Raw genomic sequence first — 17,047 nt, 5'->3', positions numbered from 1 at the left:
GCACGCAGACTCCTCACGTTCGAGTCTAGATCCCTCAGTGTATCCACGCGGTTCACCGAGGTGGCGTCCCCGGGGGATCAGACGATCACAAGAGATCGCAGGTCGAGACCGGCGAGCCGGTCACGTCCGGCCAGGAAGGCCAGTTCCATGAGCACGGCCGCGCCGACGACCTCGGCTCCGGCCTCGCGGACCAGGTCCGCGGTCGCCCGCGCGGTCCCGCCGGTGGCGAGCACGTCATCCACGATGAGAACCCGGTCGCCGGGCTCGAAGGCGTCTCGGTGCACCTCCACGACGGCGGAGCCGTACTCCAGATCGTAGGACCTCTCCAGCGTTTCGGCGGGCAATTTGCCCTTTTTCCGTACCGGCACGAAGCCCGTGCCCGCCCGGTAGGCCACCGGCGCGGCCAGGATGAAGCCGCGCGCCTCGATGCCGACGATCTTGTCGATCCCCTCGCACATCCCGGCCAGCTCGTCCACCACCGCGCCGAAGGCGGCGTGGTCGGCGAGCAACGGGGTGATGTCCTTGAACACCACACCCGGCCGCGGATAGTCGGGGACGTCGCGGATCCGTCGCAGGATCAGCTCGCTCAGCTCGCTCATTATCGGCCTGTCGTCGCAGGGAGGATGGAAACAAGGGGGGCAGAGGGGGCACGGTCTGGGCCCGGGCAGCCGTACGCGCCCCCACCCCGGCCCTGCCGTGGCGGAGGCGCGTATCAGGATGCTACTTCTTGCGCCGCTTGGTGGTCGTCGCGGAGTTGGCGCTCACCGGCTCGCGCTTGTCGTCGGGCGCGTCGCGCGGCTCCTTGGACTGCGCGCCGCGGGCGCCCAGCCGCCTGGCGAGCTGCTGGTACTTCGGCTCCCGCTCCTTCATCGTGACCAGCATCGGCGTGGCCACGCACAGCGAGGAGTAGGTGCCGACGAGCATGCCCACGAACAGCGCCAGCGACAGGTCCTTCAGGGTGCCCGCGCCGAGCAGCGTGGTACCGATGAACAGGATCGCCGCGACCGGCAGGATCGCCACCAGGGTGGTGTTCAGCGACCGGATCAGCGTGTGGTTGAGCGCGTCGTTGGCGGCCTGCGCGTAGGTCACCTTGGAGCCCAGGCCGAGCTTGGCGGTGACCTCCTTGATCATGTCGAAGACCACGACGGCGTCGTACAGCGAATAGCCCAGGATGGTGAGGAAGCCCAGCACCGTCGCCGGGGTCACCTCGAAGCCCGTCCAGGCGTAGACACCGGCCGTGATGATCAGGTCGTGGAAGAGGGCGACGATCGCGGCCAGCGCCATCTTCCACTCGAAGGCCATGGTCAGATAGAGGATGATCGCCAGCATGAACACGCCGAGACCGATCAACGCCTTCTCTGAGACCTGACCGCCCCAGGTCGCGCCGATCAGGTCGACGTTGACCTCCTTCTGGGGGAGGTCGTACTCGGCGGCGATGGCCTTCTGGATCTGGGTGACCTTGCCCTCGGGCAACGGCTCGGTCGTGACCCGCCAGTAGTCGCCCGCGGTCTGCGGGATGACCTGGTGCACCTTCTGGTCGAGGAAGGTGGTGCGGACGTCCTCGATGCCCGCCTTCGGCGCCTGGAAGGAGAAGACCGATCCTCCGGTGAACTCCACTCCGAGGTTGAGCCCACCCTTCACGACCAGGCCGGCGATCGACAGCAGCAGGAGCAGGGCCGAAAGGCTGTACCAGAGTTTCTGCTTGCCCACGAAGTCGACGTCGACCTCGCCCCGGTAGAGGCGTCGGGCGAGCCCGGAACCGAAACCAGCCATGTCAGGCCTCCCGCGGTGCGGTCGTGCGGACGGGGTCGGCGCTCATGCGCTCGGCGTCCAGGCCGGAGAGCTTGTGGCCCTTGGCGAAGAACTTCAGCCTGGCCAGCAGCGCCACGAACGGCTTGGTGAACATGAAGACCACCAGGATGTCGATCAGCGTGGTCAGGCCCATCGCGAAGGCGAAGCCGGCCACACCGCCCACCGCCAGGAAGTAGAGCACCACGGCGGCGATGAACATCACCGCGTCGGCGATCAGGATCGTGCGGCGGGCGCGCACCCAGGCGACCTCCACGGCCGCGCGGAGCGACCGTCTGCCCTCCTTCATCTCGTCTCGGATGCGCTCGAAGTAGACGATGAAGGAGTCGGCGGTGATGCCGATCGATACGATCAGGCCGATGATGTGCGGCAGGGACAGCCGGAAACCCGCGCCCGCGCCGAGCACCACCACCGACTGGTAGGTCAAGATGGTGGCCACCGCGAGGCTCAGCACCGACACGACGCCCAGGCCCCGGTAGTAGAGCAGCGAGTAGACCACGACCAGCGCCAGGCCGATGCCGCCCGCGATGAGGCCGCCCCGCAGCTGGTCGGCGCCGAGGGTGGAGGAGATCTCGGAGATCGAGCTGCGCACGAACTTCAGCGGCAGCGCGCCGTACTTGAGCTGGTTGGCCAGCTCGTTGGCGGACTCCTGGTTGAAGGTGCCGGAGATCTGGGCCCGGCCGCCGGTGATGGGCTCCTGGATGACCGGCGCGGAGATCACGACGCCGTCGAGGACCATCGCGACCTGGTTGCGCGGAGCCTGGGAGTTGAAGGCGGTCGTGGTGACCTGGCTCCACTCCTGTGCGCCCTTGCTCTTGAAGCTGAGCTGGACCAGCCACTCGCCGGTGTCCTGGGCCACGCCGGAGTCGGCGCTGGAGATCTCGGTGCCGACGACGGCCGCCTTGTCGAGGATGTAGCGGGCCGAGCCGTCGGCGTCGCAGACCGCTATCTGCTTGGCGGGGTCGTCCTGGGCGCCCTGGCCGCGGTCGGCCTTCGTGCAGTCGAGGTTCTTGAACTGCTCCAGGACCGCGGGGTCGATGCCGTTGGGGTCGATGCCGGCCAACGGGTCGTCACTGGGGGGCCCAGTAGGTGGCGCGGTGGGCGGGGTGGACGGCTCGGGCGTGCCCTTGCCCTTGTCGCCGGCCTTGTCACCGGATTTGTCGTCGCCCGATTCATCGCCGGACTTCCCGTCGCCGTCCTTGTCGCCTCTGTCACCCTTGCCCGGCTCCTTGCTGGTGCCGGTCGGCGTCGGGGCCGGGGACGGGTTGGTCAGCGTGCTGAAGGCGCGCTTGCCGCTGGTGATGCCGCCCTGGGCCGCGGGCGTGCCGCCGGGACCCGGCGTGCCCGCGCTCTGCGAAGGGGTGGCCGCCGGCGTGGCGCTGGGCGGAGTCGAGGCGTCGCCGGACGACGCACTCGGGGTCGGCGCGGCCGTGGGCATCGGCGGGGCCGCCGCGGCGACCCCGAGCACCTGGCGGAAACGCAGCTCCGCAGTGGTGCCGACCAGCTTCACGACGTCTTCCTGGCCCGCTCCGGGCACGGAGATCACGATGTTGTCACCGGATTTGGTGACCTCGGCGTCGGAGATCCCTGTGCCGTTGACGCGGTCACGGATGATGTTGACCGCGAGATCGAGGCTCTCTTGTGAAGGCGCCTTGTTGTTCGACGTCACCGGGGACAGCGTCACGATGGTGCCGCCGGCCAGGTCGAGGCCGAAGAGGGGGGCGAACGCCCGCTGCAGGAACATGGTCCCGCCCAGGGCGAGGATGAGTGCCACGAGCAGCAGGAGCATGCGCCCCGGCCTGCTGTGGCTGCTGGTCGGTCGTCGGGCCACTGGTCGCCTGTTTCCTTCTGGGTAAAGGGTTTCTCGTAGCCTAGTCAGGGCCTGCCGGTGCTGGAGCCCTTCTCGTCGCCGTTCACGGTCTCAACGTCGTCGGCCGCCCTCTCCCGGCCGTCTTCGTCGTCCCCGGCGACGTCTTCCTTCTCGTCGTGCTCGTCGTGCTCCTCGGCCACCGGGGTGATCACGCGGCCGATCGCGCCCTTCATGAACCGGGCCTCGACGCCGGGGGCGATCTCCAGGATCACGTCCTCGTCGTCGAGCGCGACCACCGTGGCGAACATGCCCGCCGTGGTCACCACGCGCGTCCCGGGCACCAGGGAGTTCTGCATGCGGAGCTGTTCTTGCTGACGCTTGCGCTGCGGCCTGATCAGCAGGAAGTAGAAGACCACCACCAGCAGGATCAGCGGTATGAAAGAAGTCAGGTTGCTGCCGCCCACGATGGGCCACCTTCCCTGTGAATGAGACCGGCGCGCGGCCGGCCGTGTCGTGCGATGTGTGCGGCCTGGCCGCTCAGCACGTCAGCCTACACAGCCGGACAAGCCAGGGAGTGTAGGCGAGCGTTGAGAGGCCCGGCAACGAACCCACGAGGCGGCACGCGGGAAAGTTCCCACTTCGAGATCGTTGTAGCCGATCTGTGATCAGAATAAAGCAGACACGACGCCCTATTCCGCACTGTCGCCCGCGCGGTCGCCGGCGTTCAGGGACCGGCGGGCGGTGCGGAGGCCGCCGCGCCGAAGGCGTCGGGCGGTGGGGTGAGACCAAGGTGGATCCAGGCCGCCGCGGTGGCCACCCGGCCGCGCGGGGTGCGGGCCAGCAGCCCCTGGCGCACCAGGAACGGCTCGGCAACGACCTCGACCGTCTCCGGCTCCTCCCCCACGGCCACGGCCAGCGTGGAAAGGCCCACCGGGCCGCCGCCGAACTTGCCCAGCAGCGCGCCGAGGACCGCGCGGTCCAGGCGGTCCAGCCCCTCGCCGTCGACCTCGTACAGGTTGAGGGCGGCGGCGGCGATGTCGGCGGTGAGCACGCCGTCTGCGCGTACCTCCGCGAAGTCGCGGACCCTGCGCAGCAGGCGGTTGGCGATGCGGGGGGTGCCCCGGGACCTGCGGGCGATCTCGCGGGCGGCGTCCTCCGGCAGCGCCACGCCGAGCAGCCGGGCCGAGCGGAACAGGACCAGCTCCAGCTCCGCCGCGTCGTAGAAGTCCATGTGCGCGACGAAGCCGAACCTGTCGCGCAGCGGCGCGGGCAGCAGCCCGGCCCTGGTGGTGGCCCCGACCAGGGTGAAGGGGGCGATTTCGAGCGGGATCGCGGTCGCCCCCGGCCCCTTGCCGACCACGATGTCGACCCGGAAGTCCTCCATCGCGAGGTAGAGCATCTCCTCGGCGGGCCTGGCCATGCGGTGGATCTCGTCGATGAACAGCACCTCGCCCTCGGCGAGCGTGGACAGGATCGCCGCGAGGTCGCCCGCGCGCTCCAGCGCCGGGCCGGAGGTGAGCCGCAGCGGCGCGGCCAGCTCGGCGGCGATGATCATGGCCAGGGTGGTCTTGCCCAGCCCGGGGGCGCCGCTCATCAGCACGTGGTCGGGGGCCTTGCCCCGCCGCCGGGCGCTCTCCAGGACCAGCGAAAGCTGCTCGCGCACCCGCGTCTGCCCGATGAACTCGCCCAGCATGCGGGGCCGCAGGGCCGCCTCGACGGCGCGCTCGTCGCCGTCGGCGTCGGGTGAGACCAGCTCGCGTTCCAGGCCGGGGCCCGTGGTGAACTCGGTGAACTCGGGAAGGCCGGAGGGCTCGGGGGATGCGGGAGACTCGGAGGACACGGCCCCAACCTAACGAACGCTCAGCGCCCGCAGCGCGGCCTTCAGCAGCGCGGCGACCTGTGGCACCCGCCCGGCGGCCAGCTCGGCGTCGGCCTGCGGGGCCACCGCGGCGACCGCCTCGTCGGCGTCGCGCGCGGAGTAGCCCAGCCCGACCAGGCCGGTGTGCACCTGCTCGCGCCACGGGAGCGCGACGCCCGGTACGCCGGGCCCGGCGTCGGCCGGGGCGCCCGGCACGAGCTTGTCCTTCAGCTCCAGGATGATCCGCTGGGCGACCTTGGGGCCGATGCCGGGGACCATGGTGAGCGCCTTGACGTCGCCGCTCGCGACGGCCAGCCGCAACTGGCCCGGAGCGTGCACGGCAAGCATGGCGAGGGCCAGCTTCGGGCCCACCCCGGCGACCTTCTGGACGGCCTCGAACACGTCGCGCTCCTCGGTGTCGGCGAACCCGAAGAGGGTGAGCGATTCTTCGCGCACCACCAGGGACGTGGCCAGCCGGGCGGGCTCGCCCACCCGCAGCGCGGCCAGGGTGCCCGGCGTGCAGTGCACCAGCACGCCGATGCCGCCCACCTCCACCACGGCCGTGCCCGGCCCGATCGCGGTCGTGCGCCCGGACACCGAAGCGATCACCGGCCTGCTCCCTTCCCGGCCCGCGCCCTGGCCAGCGCCTCGGCCATGCGGTTCTGGGCGCCGGAGCGCCATACGTGACAGATGGCCAGGGCCAGCGCGTCGGCGGCGTCGGCCGGCTTGGGCGTGGCCGACAGCCGCAGCAGGCGGGTGACCATGGCCCCGATCTGCTTCTTGTCGGCCGTGCCGCTGCCGGTGATGGCGGCCTTGACCTCGCTCGGGGTGTGCAGGGTGACCGGCAGGCCGCGCCGCGCGGCGCAGACGATCGCCACCGCGGACGCCTGGGCGGTGCCCATCACGGTGCGGGTGTTGTGCTGGGCGAACACCCGCTCCACGGCGACGGAGTCGGGCTTGACCTCGTCCAGCCAGTGCTCGATCCCGGCCTCGATGGCGACCAGCCTTGAGCCGATGTCATCGTCGGCGGGGGTGCGGACGACCCCGACGGCCACCAGCGACAGCGGTGCCCCCGGACGCCCCTCGACCGCGCCGAGCCCGCATCGGGTCAGCCCGGGATCGACGCCGAGCACCCTCAGGCCGGGCACGCGCACCCCTCCCCCTATGGCCGAACACCAGTTCGGGGCGACTCTATCGCGTCCCGGCCCCGGCGCGCATCCGCGACACCCCGGGGCGCCGCGGGTACGGCCCGCTCAGAAGTAGTCCACCATGTACGCCGTGCCGGCGAAGGCCGATTCCAGCGCTTCGTCCGCGCCGGGGTCGCCGCCCGTCATCAGGCCGGAGCGGCGCAGCACCACAGCCGGGACCCCGGCGTACAGGGCCGACAGGGCGCCGATCGAAAGGCGCGGCCCCTCTCCCCCGGCCGCCCGGGTCAGCGCGCCCTCACCGCCCTCGACACGCAGCCGCCAGGTCCCGGAATTGGCGGGCCGCTCGGGGTCGTCCACGGTCAGGAGGGTGTCGAGCGCGACGCCCGCGGGGAACCCGCGCCCGGCGACGGCGGCGGGTACGTCGATCAGCCGCAGCATCCAGCGGATGTGCCGCCAGTCCTCTCGCGAACGCTCGCGCAGCATCCAGAGCATCGGGTCGTCCGGCGCGATGCACGCGCGGACGGACTTGGCGACGGAGGAGGCGGTGCCCACCAGGGACCACAGCGCGCGTGCGGTGGCCTCCGAGCCCGCGACGAGGTTGTCCACGTCGATGTCATCGCCGTCCCAGCGGTAGATCACGAACCCGTCGTCGGTGCCGTAGATGAGGTCGTCCTTCTCACCCAGCCAGTGCCGCCAGACCTGCTCGTTCCAGCAGATGGGGCCGCTTGCCCGGCCCGCCGCGTAGACGCGCTCCACGATGGCCATCACCTCGGGCGCGTCGTCGGGGCCGAGCCTGCGCAGCTTGACCGGCTCGCCGGGCGCGCCGAGCCCGCGCAGCGCCTCCGCGGACAGGGTCGCGACGTAGTGGCCGCCCGCGTGTTCGTAGCCCACGCCCCGGTAGATGGGGGTGGTGGCGGGGAAGAGCACGGAGGTCGAGTGCCCCAGCTCGGCGCAGCGCTCGATCACCGCGCGCATCAGCATGCCGCCGACCCCGCGCCCGCGCTCCTCCGGCATCACGGCCACGCCGCCCACTCCGCCCATCGAGACGGGACGGCCGTGCCACCACTGCCGGAACTCGCCGATCCGGGCGGAGGCGACCAGCCTCGGCCCGTCGAAGACGCCGAGGCAGCGGCCCTGCGGAAGCTGCGCCAGCATGCCCTCACGCCAGGACTCCAGATCGCCCTCGGGCACCGGGCCGAACGCGCGCCTGCGATTGTCGAGCACGGCCTCCAGGTCGCCTGCCGTAAGGTCACGAATGTCCATAAGGACCAAAACTACGCATTTTCCCCGGGCGCGCGCGAACCCATTTAGTCCAGCTTGGCCATGATGTCGTCGGAGACATCGAAGTTGGCCCAGACGTTCTGTACGTCGTCGCTGTCCTCCAGCGCCTCCAGCAGGCGGAACACCTTGCGCGCGCCGTCCTCGTCCAGGGCGATGCTCACCGAGGGCAGGAAGGACTGCTCGGCGGACTCGTAGTCGATGCCCGCGGCCTGCAACGCCTTGCGGACCTCCACGAGGTCACCGGCCTCGGAGACCACCTCGAAGGACTCGCCGAGGTCGTTGACCTCCTCGGCGCCCGCGTCGAGGACGGCGGTGAGCACGTCGTCCTCCGACAGGTCGCCCGCCTTGGGCACGATCACGACGCCCTTGCGGTTGAACATGTAGGAGACCGAGCCCGGGTCGGCCATCGAGCCGCCGTTGCGGGTCATCGCCACGCGCACCTCGGAGGCCGCGCGGTTGCGGTTGTCGGTGAGGCACTCCACCAGCACGGCTACGCCGCCGGCGGCGTAGCCCTCGTACATGATGGTCTGCCAGTCGGCGCCGCCCGCCTCAAGCCCGCCGCCGCGCTTCCTGGCGCGCTCGATGTTGTCCAGCGGAACCGAGTTCTTCCTGGCCTTCTGGATGGCGTCGAAGAGCGTGGGGTTGCCGTCCGGGTCGGGGCCGCCCGTCCTCGCCGCGACCTCGATGTTCTTGATGAGCTTGGCGAACAGCTTGCCCCGCTTGGCATCCAGCGCGGCCTTCTTGTGCTTGGTCGTCGCCCATTTGGAGTGGCCGGACATCGCCTAGCGCTCCCTAGTGTCTCTACGAACCATCTCGACAAAGTACGCGTGCACGCGGCCGTCACCGGTCAGCTCGGGATGGAAGGACGTCGCGAGCAGCGGGCCCTGACGGACCGCGACGATCCTATCCCCCGCGTGCGTACGGCCCAGCACTTCGACCCGATCACCCACCGACTCCACCCACGGCGCCCGGATGAACACCGCGCGCAGGTCTCCCCGCCCGGCGAACTCGATGTCGGACTCGAAGGAGTCGACCTGACGCCCGAAGGCGTTGCGGCGCACCACCATATCGATACCGCCGATGGTCTGCTGCCCGGTCACGCCGCCCTCGATGCGGTCGGCCAGCATGATCATGCCGGCGCAGGACCCGTAGGCGGGCATCCCCTCCTTGATCCGCAGGCGCAGCGGCTCTAGGATCTCGAACGTCTCGGCGAGCTTCCACATGGTCGTGGACTCCCCGCCGGGTATGACCAGTGCGCCGACCTCGTCCAGCTCGGCGGGACGCCGTACCGCACGGGCGTCGGCGCCGGCCTCGCGCAAGGCACTCAGATGCTCGCGGACGTCTCCCTGCAGCGCGAGCACACCGATGACGGGCACATTGGTCACAGGACTTCCTTCGGGTCGCGGGATGGCATCTGGACTGCAACGCCCAGATGGTCAGCAATCTTCCCAGATCACGCCCTCAACAGGGCATCCCGCCCGGCGTGGCCCGCGTCCACCCTGTTCAGCGGGGCCAGGTGGTAGGGCAGGCCCGGGTGGATCTCCTCGCCGACCCCGGTGGCGGCGAACGGCGCGACCGCCCCTCGGAGACCCGGCGCAGCGGCATCACCAGATGGCGCAGCTCCAGGGAGAGGCGGACCGCCGGCCTGGCCGAGTATCCGGCCGAGGAAAGGGCGGCGGCCCCGGCCGCCGCCCTTTACAAAGTCAGGGTCGCTTTGTCTCCCGGTCGACGGTCTCCTGCACGGGGTCCCCGCCGTCGCGCCTGGCCGCCGGGTCGACCGGCCGCAGGTACGTCAGCCGCGGACCGGGCACCCGGTCCTCGATCACGAAGCTCGCCTTGGTGTGCACCGGCGCGTCCGGCACGCTCACCGCGGGCAGCACCCGGAAGTCGGCGCTGATCTCCGACCTAGTGATCTTCGTGGTCACGTATCCCCGCTGGTCGTTGAAGAACCGCAGATGCGGGTTGATCTTCAGGAACGGGTGCGCGGCCGGGTCGGAGTCGGACCCGTCGCCGCCGGAGGTGATGGAGGAGGCGACCAGTTCCGAGCCCACGGTCGCCGAGGTGGGGTCGTCGTAGTCGAGCTTGAGGTCGCTCGCCCAGTGCGCGTGCACGTCGCCGGTGAGCACGACGGGGTTCCTGACCTTGGCCTCGACCCAGCCCCGGGTGATCCGCTCGCGGGAGGCCACGTAGCCGTCCCAGGCGTCCTGGCTGGTCACCTTGAGCGGACCGGCGTTGTTGTCGCGCTGGGCGAAGAACACCTGCTGACCGAGGATGTCCCAGTGCGCCCGGGAGTGGTGGAAGCCGCGCAGCAGCCACTCCTCCTGCGCCGCGCCGGTGATGGAACGGGCCGGGTCCACCGAGTCGGGGCAGTTGCGGTAGCCGTCGCCGCAGCCCTGGTCGTCACGGTACTGCCGGGTGTCCAGCATGTGGAACGTGGCCAGCCGGCCCCACCGGATGCGCCGGTAGAGCTGCATGTCGATGCCGCGCGGGACGGACGTGCGGCGCAGCGGCATGTTCTCGTAGTAGGCACGGAAGGCGGCCTCGCGCCGGGCGCGGAAGTTCGGCTGCGGGATGTCGGGCCGCTCGGGCACCTCGTCGGCCCAGTTGTTGTCCAGCTCATGGTCGTCCCAGACCACCGCCCAGGTGGTGACGGCGTGCGCGGCCCGCAGGTCGGGGTCGGTCTTGTACTGGGCGTGCCGCTGGCGGTAGCCCGCCAGCGTCTCGGTCTCCGGCCCCTCGTGGTGACGGACGTTGCCGCCGGGGATGTTGTACGTGTCGCGCTTGTACTCGTACTGGTAGTCGCCGAGGTGCAGGATCAGGTCGGGGGCCTCCTCCGCCAGCCGGCGGTAGGCGGTGAAGTAGCCGTGCTCGTACTGCGAGCACGACACGAAGGCCATGGCCAGCGCGCCGCCGTAGGACAGCGGGTGGGGCGCGGTACGGGCCCGGCCCACCGGGGAGACGTATCGGCCCACCTTGAACCGGTACCAGTACTCCCGGTCGGAGAGCATGTCGTCCAGCTCCACATGGACGCTGTGGCCCCACTCCGGCGTCGCGACCGAGGTGCCGCGCCGCACGATCCTGCGGAACCGCTCGTCGGCGGCGACCTGCCACTGCACCGGCACCGGGCGGGCGGGCATGCCGCCCATGCCGTCCTCGGCCAGGGGCAGCACCGCGAGCCTGGTCCAGATGACGAATCCGTCGTGGGCCGGGTCACCGGAGGCCACCCCGAGGGTGAAGGGGTCGGTGCGCAGCTCGCTCGGCGACGGCCCGGCGGGCTCGGGCTCGGCGGAGGCCGCCTCCGCGGCACCGGCGACGGCGCCCGCGGCCAGGGAGGTCACCAGAAAGGACCGCCTGGTGAACGGGGACATGGGGGGACCTCCAAGACGATCGGGAGGAGCGATCAAGCTCAGGGACGTCCGCAGCTTGACGAAACCCGGTGTCTTGAAGGTGCAATTACGGTGGCCATTGACCCAACTTGACCCGTCGGTAACCGTTCGGGCGAGGGGCGCGCGGAGCCCCCGGCGGGCCTGCCCGGCCCGCCGGCGAGGACTCGCGATCTACCAGCCGCGCTCGGCCAGGCGGTGCGGCTGCGGGATGTCGTCCACGTTGATGCCCACCATCGGCTCGCCCAGCCCGCGCGAGACCTTGGCGATGACGTCGGGGTCGTCGTAGAAGGTGGTGGCCTTGACGATGGCCGCCGCGCGCTTGGCCGGGTCGCCGGACTTGAAGATGCCCGAGCCGACGAACACGCCCTCGGCGCCGAGCTGCATCATCATCGCCGCGTCCGCCGGGGTGGCGATGCCGCCCGCGGTGAACAGCACCACCGGCAGCTTGCCCAGCTTGGCGACCTCGGCGACCAGCTCGTACGGCGCCTGCAGCTCCTTGGCCGCGACGTACAGCTCGTCCTCCGGCAGGTTGGTCAGCCGCTTCAGCTCGGCCCTGATCTGCCGCATGTGCGTGGTGGCGTTGGAGACGTCGCCGGTGCCGGCCTCGCCCTTGGAGCGGATCATCGCCGCGCCCTCGGTGATCCGGCGCAGCGCCTCGCCCAGGTTGGTCGCGCCGCACACGAACGGGACGGTGAACTTCCACTTGTCGATGTGGTTGGCGTAGTCGGCGGGGGTCAGCACCTCCGACTCGTCCACGTAGTCCACGCCGAGCGCCTGGAGCACCTGCGCCTCGACGAAGTGGCCGATGCGGGCCTTGGCCATGACCGGGATGGAGACCGCGGAGATGATGCCCTCGATCATGTCCGGGTCGCTCATCCGGGACACGCCGCCCTGGGCCCTGATGTCGGCGGGAACCCGCTCAAGGGCCATGACCGCGACCGCTCCGGCGTCTTCGGCGATCTTGGCCTGCTCGGCGGTGACCACGTCCATGATGACGCCGCCCTTGAGCATCTCGGCCATGCCGCGCTTGACCCTGGCGGTGCCGGTGGCGGGGGTTTCGGTAACTTCAGGAGTACTGCTCGACACGGGTGCATACCTCACAAGGCGGGCGTATCTATCGACTCAAGGATAGGTCCTGACTCCAAAGTCCCGAACGCAAGGTGGCACGCCAATTCGGAGTGGATCGCCTGACCTCGGTGGACACCGCGTCAGGGTTGCACCGGCTTGGGCGCGGCGATGACCACCCAGACCTGCCCTCTGGCGAACGGCAGCGGCTCCCCCGCCTCGGTGGTGAAGGCCGTGCCCTCCTCCTCCGACTTGCGCTCCCACCGGGCCTTGTACGCCTTGCCGTCGCGCAGCACCACGGCCCTGCCCTTGCCGGTCGTGTGGATCAGCGGCGTGTAGCTGCCGGTGAAGTCGTGGAACTCCGAGCGGGTGGTCTTGGCGTACTGGACGACGACCGTCGGCGCGCCGAGCTGGCGGCCCTCCGCGCCCATGTCCTTCTTGCCGTCCTGCCAGATCAGCCACCGCTTCTGCGTCTGCGACCACTTGAACTCGAAGTTCGCGGCCGGATAGCGCACCCGGAAGGACCTGCGGTCGGCGCCGCCCTCGGGCGCCTCGTCGGCGAAGGTGAAGCCGACGTCCTTGGCCTTGGTCGCCTTGGGGGCCTGGGCGAGCAGCTTGCGCGGGCTGGCCACCAGGTTGTACGGCGCGGACCGCCCCGGCTCGCGTACGTAGGCCGACCCGGCCGCACTGTCGGACACGTCGAACAGCGACGCCTGCTGGACGTAGGGCACCATCTTGCTCTGGACGCCGGAGTAGGCCAGCGCCGGCTTGCCGAACTGCGGCAGGATGTGCAGGTCGGAGATCCTGGCCGAGCGGACCGGGCCGACCTTCGGCGGCAGCTTGGAGGAGAAGACCGCCATCAGCCGGGTGAGGCCGCCCTCGACCTGCTCGACGTAGACGATGTCCGCGCTGCCCACCCCGATCTGCGGCTTGCCCGCGGCGGTGTTCTCGATCTTGACCGCCAGCACCGGCTTGCGCTGGGCGGACGGCCTGCCGGTGAAGGGGTGCTCGGGCTGCGGGGTCGGTGTGGGCGAGGGGGGCGCGGGGCTCTGCGGTCCGGCCGCCGATCCGCCACCGCCGCCGCCGGAGGAGCAGGCCACGCTGGGAACCAGGACGGCCACTCCGGCCAGCGCGACCGTCATCACCCGATATGCCCGCACGAGTCATCCCCCTCCGGTTTTGCCGTGAATCGGGAAGAGCTTACCGATGCGACCTGCGGAAAAGCTCAAAAATGGGTAACGAAGGTCAACAAACCCCCACTCCACACCATACGGAGCGGATCACGACAGGTCACTCGGCCGCCATCGACGCGGGCGGGGTGTCGTCGATCTCGAAGAAGTTCGGGTACTCGGTACGCCCGGCCAGCCGCAGCGTGCGGGCCAGCCAGCGGCGCTGGGCGGTACGGGTGACCCCGACCGCGTTGTTGTAGAACCTGCGGGCGTAGACGACCTTGGCCACGGCCTCGTCCAGCTCCTCCAGCAGCCCGGCCCCGCCGGGGGCCTCGGCCAGCTTCTCCCGGAAGCGCTCCTGCTCCACCGCCGCCCGCAGGGTGCCGGACAGGTCGCTCTCGGCGTGCTCGCGTTCGTCGGGGCCCGCCGTACGGGCCTCGTGGGCGGCCGAGGCGAGCACCAGCGACGTGGCCGGGTCCAGGATCCGGGAGGCGGCCAGCTCCAGGCAGACGGCGGCACGCCGCACCAGGGCCGCGTCCAGCGCCTCCTGGGCGAGCTCCAGGCGGATGTGCAGGCGGTCCAGCCGGCCGGCCCGCCAGGAGATGTAGACGGCGGTGAGCACCAGCACGACGCCCACCACCAAGATGACCACCGTGGACGTCATGGGGCGTCCGACCTGTCCTCCACGACCCCCGCCTCGTGCTGGGTCACCGTCTCGTACACCCGCACCACGTCACGCGCCACCGTGGACCAGTCGTACTTGAGCACCGCGCGCCGCGCCTCCTCCGCCAGGCGGGTCCTGCGTTCAGGGTCGTCGAGCAGCCGCCCGGCCTCCCGCGCCAGCGACCCCGGGTCGCCGTTGCGGAACAGGGCGCCCGCCTCGCCGTCGCCCAGCACCCGGCGAAACGCCGGGATGTCGCTGGCCAGCACGGTGGCCCCGGCCGACATCGCCTCGGCGAGCACGATGCCGAAGCTCTCCCCGCCGGTGTTGGGAGCGCAGAAGACGTCCACCGAGTGGTAGGCGCGGACCTTCTCCTCCTCGCTGACCATGCCCAGCAGGGTGACCCGGTCGTGGAACTCGGCGGGCACCCGCTCGTAGACGTCGTCGGCGTCGCCGGGACCGGCGATCAGCAGCCGCGTGCGCGGGCGTTCGGCGGCCAGCTCGGCGAACGCGTCCAGCAGGATCGGCAGGCCCTTGCGGGGCTCGTCCATCCGGCCCAGGAAGCCCAGCGTGTGGCCGTCCGGGCCCCAGCCGTCGAGCGGCTCGCCCTCGGCGTAGCGGCTCACCGTCACGCCGTTGGGGATCAGCACGGTGTCCCCGCCGAACTGCTCGACCAGGCTCTTCCTGGCCGCGTCGGAGACCGCGATCCGGCCGCTGATCTTCTCCAGCGCGCTGCGCAGCATCGGCTCGGCGACCGCGATGGCCCGTGAGCGCACCCAGGAGGCGTGGAAGGTGGCCACGATCGGCCCCCTGGCCGCCCAGCAGGCCAGTACGCCCAGGCTGGGCACCAGCGGCTCGTGGATGTGCAGGACGTCGAAGCGCCCCTCGCGGATCCAGCGCCGCACCCGGGCCGCCGACAGGAAGCCGAACGCCATCCGCGCCACCGACCCGTTGTAGGGCACCGGCACCGCCCGCCCCGCGGGCACCACGTATTCGGGAACGGCGGCGTCGTCGGTGGCCGGGGCGATCACCGAGACGTGGTGACCGTCGGCGATCAGCGCCTCGGCCAGGTCACGGACGTGCGCCATCACCCCGCCGGGCACGTCCCAGGCGTAGGGACAGACCAGGCCGACCCTCATGAGCCGCACCCGTCACCCATGCCGCGGCTCCAGATCGGAGAGCCACAGCCGCTGCAGCATGTGCCAGTCCTGGGGGTGCTCGGCGATGCCCTTCTCGAACACGTCCACCAGGCTCTGCGCCACCGCGGCGACCTTCTCCTGCCGGGTGCCCTCCTCCGGGACGGGGATCTCCGGGTGGATGTGGATCCCCCAGTCGTCGCCCTCGAACCACAAGATCACCGGTAGCAGCGCGCAGCGGGTCTGCACCGCGAGCAGCGGCGGCCCGGCGGGCACCCGGCTGGCCTCGCCATAGAACCGCACGGGCACGCCCTTGCTGGTGAGGTCGCGCTCGGCGGGCAGGCACACCACGCCGCCCCGGCGCACCCGCTGGGCCAGCGTGGCGTAGCTGTGCCCGTCGCCGCCGGTCAGCGGCAGCACCTCCATGCCCAGGCCCTCGCGAAAGCGCGTGTAGCGCAGGTACAGCGACTCGGGGCGCAGCCGCTCGGCCACCGTCGTGAACGGGTGGCCCACCGCGGCCAGCCACGCGCCCGCCTGGTCCCAGTTGCCCATGTGCGGCAGCGCGAGCACCGCGCCGCGCCCCTCCTCCGCCGCGGCCTGCACGTGCTCCAGGCCGATGACGTGACTGCGCGCGACCACCTCCGCCGGGTCCATCGCGGGCAGCCGGAAGACCTCGTGGAAGTAGCGCAGGTAGGACCGCATCCCCGCCCTGCTCAGCTCGCGCATCTGGGGGCTGCCCGGGGTCATCCCGGTGACCCTGGCCAGATTGGCCTCAAGGCGCAGCACGCCCTTGCCGCGGCGGCGCCACACCTGGTCGGCCGCCATGCGGAAGGCCGCCGAGGTCAGCCGCTCGGGCAGCTTGGGCAGGAGGGTCCAGCCCGCCGCGAAGCCGGCCGCCACCAGGCGCTCGGTCAGGCTCGCCTTCTCGCGCTCAGCGCTCATCGCTCTCCCGGTCTGCCGCGGTGCCGGCGGGCACGCCGTCCGCTGTGGTCTGGCGGTGGACGTGCAGCACGCGCTGGACCACGGTCACCGCACTGCCCAGCGCGAGCAGCCACAGGCCCACGCCCAGAATGTACGGCACGCCGAGGCCGGACAGCCCCGCGGCGACCAGCGCGATCAGCAGCCGCTCCGGCCGTTCGACCAGCCCGACGTCGCAGGACAGCCCCAGACCTTCGGCCCGCGCCTTGACGTAGGACACCATCGCGCCGGCGACGAGGCAGAACATCGCCACCCCCGCGAGCACCATCTGACCGCTGAGCACGCACCAGAAGGTCAGGCCCGCGAAGATCGACGCGTCGCCGACCCGGTCGAGCGTGGAGTCCAGGAAGGCGCCCCAGGTGCTGCCCCCGGTGCCGCCCAGCCGGGCCAGCACGCCGTCGAGCAGGTCGGCGAGCACGAAGAACGTGATCACCAGGGTGCCCGTGAAGAGCCACCCTTGCGGGAAGAAGAACAGGGCCGAGGCCGCCGTGCCGAGGGTGCCCAGGGCGGTCACCGTGTTCGGGCTGACCCCACGGCGGGCCAGCGCCGTGCCCAGCGGGGTCAGGATCCGGGTGACTGCGGGGCGCAGGAGTTTGAGCATCGCGGTCCGATCGTAGGACACGTCGCACCAAGACCGCCCTGGAACGCACGTGAGCCGAGCACTTTACCCTTCCCTGGGCCCGCCACTTCCCCGGCGCGGCGAGCCCAAGCCCGGCGGCGGCGGAACCATGCCGTGAAGGTCCGGC

17 protein-coding genes are annotated in these 17,047 nt (G+C 71.2%); all 17 read right to left on the bottom strand.

The features are described from left to right. Positions 1–77: 77 nt before the first annotated feature. A complete protein-coding gene (locus DP939_RS39865) occupies positions 78–602 on the bottom strand; it encodes an adenine phosphoribosyltransferase (protein WP_199565722.1) in 525 nt (174 codons plus the stop codon). A gap of 118 nt (positions 603–720) precedes the next feature. Next, positions 721–1,773 carry a protein translocase subunit SecF gene (gene secF, locus DP939_RS39860; RefSeq protein WP_113986033.1) on the bottom strand — a complete coding sequence of 351 codons (1,053 nt, stop codon included), beginning with the start codon at positions 1,771–1,773 and terminating at the stop codon, positions 721–723. A gap of 1 nt (position 1,774) precedes the next feature. Continuing rightward, positions 1,775–3,640, bottom strand: a complete 1,866-nt coding sequence (secD, locus tag DP939_RS39855; protein ID WP_318656343.1) for a protein translocase subunit SecD — start codon at positions 3,638–3,640, stop codon at positions 1,775–1,777. A 44-nt stretch (positions 3,641–3,684) separates the two neighbouring features. Then, positions 3,685–4,083, bottom strand: a complete 399-nt coding sequence (gene yajC / locus DP939_RS39850; protein WP_113986031.1) for a preprotein translocase subunit YajC — start codon at positions 4,081–4,083, stop codon at positions 3,685–3,687. 260 nt (positions 4,084–4,343) lie between these two features. Beyond that, positions 4,344–5,384, bottom strand: coding sequence for a Holliday junction branch migration DNA helicase RuvB (ruvB, locus tag DP939_RS39845; protein ID WP_113986065.1), 1,041 nt, complete (start codon positions 5,382–5,384; stop codon positions 4,344–4,346). A gap of 84 nt (positions 5,385–5,468) precedes the next feature. Continuing rightward, complete coding sequence (ruvA, locus tag DP939_RS39840) at positions 5,469–6,086, bottom strand: Holliday junction branch migration protein RuvA (protein WP_113986030.1); 618 nt, start codon at positions 6,084–6,086, stop codon at positions 5,469–5,471. Beyond that, complete coding sequence (ruvC, locus tag DP939_RS39835; RefSeq protein ID WP_113986064.1) at positions 6,083–6,616, bottom strand: crossover junction endodeoxyribonuclease RuvC; 534 nt, start codon at positions 6,614–6,616, stop codon at positions 6,083–6,085. The genes ruvA and ruvC overlap by 4 nt, the downstream gene beginning before the upstream one ends. A gap of 114 nt (positions 6,617–6,730) precedes the next feature. Then, a complete protein-coding gene (locus tag DP939_RS39830; RefSeq protein WP_113986029.1) occupies positions 6,731–7,888 on the bottom strand; it encodes a GNAT family N-acetyltransferase in 1,158 nt (385 codons plus the stop codon). 44 nt (positions 7,889–7,932) lie between these two features. Next, a complete protein-coding gene (locus DP939_RS39825; protein WP_113986028.1) occupies positions 7,933–8,685 on the bottom strand; it encodes a YebC/PmpR family DNA-binding transcriptional regulator in 753 nt (250 codons plus the stop codon). Positions 8,686–8,688: 3 nt separating this feature from the next. Next, complete coding sequence (gene pdxT, locus DP939_RS39820; protein ID WP_113986027.1) at positions 8,689–9,291, bottom strand: pyridoxal 5'-phosphate synthase glutaminase subunit PdxT; 603 nt, start codon at positions 9,289–9,291, stop codon at positions 8,689–8,691. 318 nt (positions 9,292–9,609) lie between these two features. Next, positions 9,610–11,274, bottom strand: a complete 1,665-nt coding sequence (locus tag DP939_RS39815) for an alkaline phosphatase D family protein (RefSeq protein ID WP_113986026.1) — start codon at positions 11,272–11,274, stop codon at positions 9,610–9,612. A gap of 189 nt (positions 11,275–11,463) precedes the next feature. Further along, positions 11,464–12,378: a pyridoxal 5'-phosphate synthase lyase subunit PdxS gene (gene pdxS / locus DP939_RS39810; protein WP_113986025.1), complete on the bottom strand. Its 915-nt coding sequence runs from the start codon at positions 12,376–12,378 to the stop codon at positions 11,464–11,466. 122 nt (positions 12,379–12,500) lie between these two features. Next, the gene (locus DP939_RS39805) at positions 12,501–13,517 is read right to left on the bottom strand and encodes a DUF3048 domain-containing protein (protein WP_113986024.1); all 1,017 of its coding nucleotides are present in this window, start codon (positions 13,515–13,517) and stop codon (positions 12,501–12,503) included. 130 nt (positions 13,518–13,647) lie between these two features. After that, on the bottom strand, positions 13,648–14,190 hold the full coding sequence (locus DP939_RS39800) for a LemA family protein (protein WP_113986023.1): 543 nt from the start codon (positions 14,188–14,190) through the stop codon (positions 13,648–13,650). Further along, the gene (locus DP939_RS39795; protein ID WP_113986062.1) at positions 14,187–15,326 is read right to left on the bottom strand and encodes a glycosyltransferase family 4 protein; all 1,140 of its coding nucleotides are present in this window, start codon (positions 15,324–15,326) and stop codon (positions 14,187–14,189) included. The genes DP939_RS39800 and DP939_RS39795 overlap by 4 nt, the downstream gene beginning before the upstream one ends. A 12-nt stretch (positions 15,327–15,338) precedes the next feature. After that, positions 15,339–16,265: a phosphatidylinositol mannoside acyltransferase gene (locus DP939_RS39790; RefSeq protein ID WP_199565718.1), complete on the bottom strand. Its 927-nt coding sequence runs from the start codon at positions 16,263–16,265 to the stop codon at positions 15,339–15,341. Continuing rightward, the gene (gene pgsA / locus DP939_RS39785) at positions 16,255–16,902 is read right to left on the bottom strand and encodes a phosphatidylinositol phosphate synthase (RefSeq protein ID WP_113986022.1); all 648 of its coding nucleotides are present in this window, start codon (positions 16,900–16,902) and stop codon (positions 16,255–16,257) included. Before pgsA ends, DP939_RS39790 begins: the two co-directional genes overlap by 11 nt. Between the last annotated feature and the right edge of the window lie 145 nt (positions 16,903–17,047).

The organism is Spongiactinospora rosea, from assembly GCF_003315795.1.
Taxonomy (GTDB): Bacteria; Actinomycetota; Actinomycetes; order Streptosporangiales; family Streptosporangiaceae; genus Spongiactinospora; species Spongiactinospora rosea.
Note: the sequence above shows the minus strand (reverse complement) of the source record. Positions and strands in the feature narration are given on the sequence as shown.

Coding starts and splice junctions, on each gene's coding strand:
- secF (WP_113986033.1), bottom strand. CDS start 1,773: ATGGCTGGTTTCGGTTCCGGGCTCGCCCGACGCCTCTACCGGGGCGAG.
- DP939_RS39830 (WP_113986029.1), bottom strand. CDS start 7,888: ATGGACATTCGTGACCTTACGGCAGGCGACCTGGAGGCCGTGCTCGAC.
- DP939_RS39825 (WP_113986028.1), bottom strand. CDS start 8,685: ATGTCCGGCCACTCCAAATGGGCGACGACCAAGCACAAGAAGGCCGCG.
- DP939_RS39815 (WP_113986026.1), bottom strand. CDS start 11,274: ATGTCCCCGTTCACCAGGCGGTCCTTTCTGGTGACCTCCCTGGCCGCG.
- DP939_RS39800 (WP_113986023.1), bottom strand. CDS start 14,190: ATGACGTCCACGGTGGTCATCTTGGTGGTGGGCGTCGTGCTGGTGCTC.
- DP939_RS39795 (WP_113986062.1), bottom strand. CDS start 15,326: ATGAGGGTCGGCCTGGTCTGTCCCTACGCCTGGGACGTGCCCGGCGGG.
- DP939_RS39790 (WP_199565718.1), bottom strand. CDS start 16,265: ATGAGCGCTGAGCGCGAGAAGGCGAGCCTGACCGAGCGCCTGGTGGCG.
- pgsA (WP_113986022.1), bottom strand. CDS start 16,902: ATGCTCAAACTCCTGCGCCCCGCAGTCACCCGGATCCTGACCCCGCTG.